Below are 3,811 nucleotides of genomic sequence, written 5' to 3'. Positions count from 1 at the left end.
AAGTTCCTCCTTATTCTCTTTATTATACATGAATTCTTTGAGAATAAGGTGTCAACTTTATTTATACAACATCACACCTTCATGTGGTTTATATCCCGGTGGTAGAGAAGCAAATTCTGTGGTCGAAGCGATGTACCGGGGAACGGTAAAGGAAACGATCACGCAGGTCAGCCGCAGTAAAAAATGGGAGTCCAAGCCGGTGCTTGACAAGGATGGTAATCCAATGTTGAACGCAAAAGGAAAAAAGATTTTGAAGTCGTCCTACAGTGTGTTGCAGGATGACTTTTTTCATTTCATGCGAAATGCCGGATATACCGATGTGGAGCGTGGAGAGCGTGGCAGCACCGAGGAACATCTGACAGTGACACAGTTCAAGGTTCAGGCTGAACAGCAGCGTTTGGAAGCTATGACCGGACAGGTGGCACAGGCGGAGCGGGGGTTGGAGAATGCCAAAGATGCCACGGAGAAACAGAAAAAGAAACTGGAAGCTCTGCAAAAGGAAACCAAAACAGCAAAGACCGTTGCTCTGACGGTGCAGGAGATTGAAACGATGGGAAAGAAAGCCACATTCGGAAATAATATCACGCTGACACCGGATGAGTGCGACACGCTCAAACGCTATGCGGTCAACGGCATTATCGCCAATGCTGACAACAAGCGCTTGAAGGAGAAACTGGCTTCCGCTGAAAAGACGGTTTCCATCTGGAAACAGCGGTATGAAGCAGTAAACGAAAAATATATGGAACTGAAACAGAAAGCCCAGCCTTTTCTGGATGCACTGGAAATTGCATCCGAAAGGGTTCGGGCTTTTATCAATTCTATCCTCATCAGAGGAAAGGAAACGCAGGAACACAAACACCCTGACCGGAAGCGTGGACAGGATATGGAACTTTGATGGAGGAATCGCCTATTGAAGAAATATTATGAGGAAGCGAAATATAATGCGGCATTTGACCGCTGTGTGGATGTTATGAGCCAGATGCTCCAGAAGTACGGGCATCAGGTTTTGGATAAATTAGAGCAGGATACACCGCAAACGGTGGAGTGTTCCAAGGATGATAAGCAAGCGCAGCCTTTGACGGATAAGGCTGCGTAAAAATTTACAATTTACACGTTGCGTACTTGTTGCGGCTATGCTATAATATGTACGCAACGTGTATTTTTGCTTTTTGGGAGAAAAGACGAATGGATTGTAAAAACAGAATTATTAAGTTGCGTGAAAGCACAGGACTGAACCGGAAAGATTTTTGCAAGCTCGTCCATATTCCTTACCGGACTATGACCGAGTGGGAATTGGACAACCGCCATGCACCGGATTATGTGCTTAGACTTTTGGAGTATTATATCCGCAACGAGGGATTGATGGTAAAAGAAATGAGCGAAGGAGGTGGCGATTCTGAAAAAGAAGCAACTTAAATGTTATCTATATACGAGAGTGTCCACCTCCATGCAGGTAGACGGATACAGCTTGGATGCCCAGCGGGACAAGTTGCGGAAGTATGCGGCATACGAGGATATGGTCGTTGCCGGGGAGTATTCTGACGAAGGATTTTCCGGCAAGAACATCCAAGGGAGGCAGGAGTTTCAACGGATGCTGAACGACATCCAGGACTGCAAAGACGGCGTTTCCTATGTGCTTGTCTTTAAGCTCTCCAGATTTGGCAGAAATGCAGCCGATGTTCTGAACTCTTTGCAGCTTATGCAGGATTTTGGTGTCAACCTGATTTGCGTGGAGGATGGCATTGACAGCTCCAAGGATGCCGGAAAGCTTATGATTTCCGTGCTGTCTGCGGTGGCGGAAATCGAGCGAGAGAATATCCGCACACAGACAATGGCAGGACGGGAGCAAAAGGCTCGTGAGGGCAAATGGAACGGCGGTTTCGCTCCCTATGGATACAAATTGGAAAGCGGAAACCTTGTCATTGCGGAGGATGAAGTGGAAGTAATCCGTGTTATTTATGACCGCTACATCCATACCAATGAGGGCGTTGCCGGAGTTGCTAAATATCTCAACCGCAACGGGTTTGTGAAGAAGCTGCGGCAAAATAACACCATCCCCGGATTTTCAAGGAACTTCGTGCAGGACGTACTGGATAATCCCGTTTATATGGGTAAAATTGCTTATGGCAGACGGAGAACCGAAAAGAGGCAAGGTACAAGAAATGAGATGCACGTGGTCGAGCAGTCGGAGTTCCCTGTTTACGATGGTCAGCATGAAGCCATCATTTCCGAAGAAGATTGGTATCTGGCACAGGAAAAGCGCAAGATCAATTCCTTTAAGCGGGAAAAGGTCAACAATCCAGACCACGCACACATCCTATCCGGTATTTTGAAATGCCCGTGTTGCGGAAAGAGTATGTACGGCAATATTGCCAAGGCTCATAGCAAGGACAAGAAAACACGGTATTATTACTACTGCAAAAATACGGTTACGCCGACGGGACATGAGTGCAGCTTCCGGCTGAATATCGAGCAGACGGAAATCAACAAATTTGTGGCGAAGGTCATCTCCGCTATGGTCAGCAATCCCCGATTTATAGAAGCAATTCAAGCGAAAATTGGAACGGCGGTTGATACAGAGGATATGGAAAAGCAGATCGCCGTTCTGCAAGGACAGCTAAAGCAAGCCTTTGGAACGAAAAGCCGCTTGGAGCGTCAGATGGATACTTTGGACATCAACGATGCCCACTATGACAGAAAAATTTTGGATTTGCAGCGCCGATATGATGAACAGTATGATACGATAGAGGAAATCGAAGTTCAGATTGGCGAATTGCAAAGTCAGATACGCAGCATCCAGCAGGAGAAAATCTCCGGCGATAACATTTATCGGCTCTTACTGGCATTTGATGAAGTCTACCATTCCGCAACGGAAGCAGAACAGAAAGAGTTTATGAAAGCCTTTATTGAGCGAATTGAGATGTTCCCGGAAAAGAGAAAAGACGGAAGCTGGATAAAGAAGATTGTATTCAACTTCCCTGTGCCTGTTGATGGCGAGGAAGTGAAAGAACTTCCCTTGGAAACTGAAACAACAGTAGAGACAGTAGTTTTGATGTCACGGGTGAAAGAGTAAGCGGCGAAAAGTGCCGTATTTATGGGCTTTTCGGGCATTTGGCAGTAAGTGGCAGTAAGCGAATATGACCGCAAAAACCGCTCCGTGGGGACATATCAAAGGAAATGTGCGGAGGGTTAAGTAGGCGGTTTAGATGTCAGAGGGTTGAGTTAGTGGCTTAGATTTTTTATGATAGGGCTGAGGCTGTGATTTAGATGTCGGAGGTGAAATAGCTTTTGCTAAAAAAATATGATATCAGGTCATCCGCTAATGCTTGTAAAACATTAGTAGAATTGAGTGGAGTTGGGATTTCTACTTGGGAAAAATATGTAGGACATGAAAGAGAGTATAGATATACAGACGATTTAGTGGAAGATGTAATTAAAACCTATGGTCAGCTTCCAAAGAATTATCTTGATTTTGATTTTATATATTTTCATGTAACAACGAGTGCAAATAATTGCGCCGCGATAAAGAAATATGGGATTCTGGTTTTAAAGCAGGCATATTTATGTAAAGAATCGGAAATTAGAATCTTTTTAGATCAGCATGGTGTTCTTTTGAATTTAAATAATGGCCTGCTGACTTTCAATGGAAGAACGTATGATATTACTTTCCATTCAAGAAGCTGTCCAAGAACCGGAACGCAAGAATACCTATGCTGGTCAATTTGTTGTGGTCAAGCATTTTTGTAACACTTGTGGCTAAAAAATATCATGAATCAGTTACGCTGCCATCCGGGCTTCGTATGGTGTACGA

General features: G+C 44.7%; 5 protein-coding genes. All 5 read left to right on the top strand.

Annotated features, from left to right (window positions below; translation table 11 throughout):
• Window positions 1-895, top strand: an 895-nt coding sequence (locus OCV69_RS16375; RefSeq protein WP_262563246.1) for a plasmid recombination protein, incomplete at its 5' end; no start/stop codon positions are given.
• A 15-nt stretch (window positions 896-910) separates the two neighbouring features.
• A complete protein-coding gene (locus OCV69_RS16370) occupies window positions 911-1,096 on the top strand; it encodes a hypothetical protein (RefSeq protein WP_007488117.1) in 186 nt (61 codons plus the stop codon).
• Between the two features lie 89 nt (window positions 1,097-1,185).
• Window positions 1,186-1,416 (top strand): helix-turn-helix domain-containing protein, encoded by a 231-nt coding sequence (locus OCV69_RS16365; protein ID WP_007488123.1) that lies wholly within the window; start codon window positions 1,186-1,188, stop codon window positions 1,414-1,416.
• Window positions 1,397-3,073 (top strand): recombinase family protein, encoded by a 1,677-nt coding sequence (locus tag OCV69_RS16360; RefSeq protein WP_158360305.1) that lies wholly within the window; start codon window positions 1,397-1,399, stop codon window positions 3,071-3,073. The genes OCV69_RS16365 and OCV69_RS16360 overlap by 20 nt, the downstream gene beginning before the upstream one ends.
• Before the next feature lie 215 nt (window positions 3,074-3,288).
• Window positions 3,289-3,747 (top strand): hypothetical protein, encoded by a 459-nt coding sequence (locus tag OCV69_RS16355; protein ID WP_158360304.1) that lies wholly within the window; start codon window positions 3,289-3,291, stop codon window positions 3,745-3,747.
• Window positions 3,748-3,811: the final 64 nt, after the last annotated feature.

This window comes from Alitiscatomonas aceti (assembly GCF_025567195.1).
In the GTDB taxonomy this organism is placed as follows: Bacteria; Bacillota; Clostridia; order Lachnospirales; family Lachnospiraceae; genus Alitiscatomonas; species Alitiscatomonas aceti.
This window is presented reverse-complemented; position numbering and strand designations above follow the sequence as displayed.

Bases quoted from the DNA above. Each gene is read 5' to 3' on its own strand.
- OCV69_RS16365 (WP_007488123.1), top strand. From the start codon at position 1,186: ATGGATTGTAAAAACAGAATTATTAAGTTGCGTGAAAGCACAGGACTG.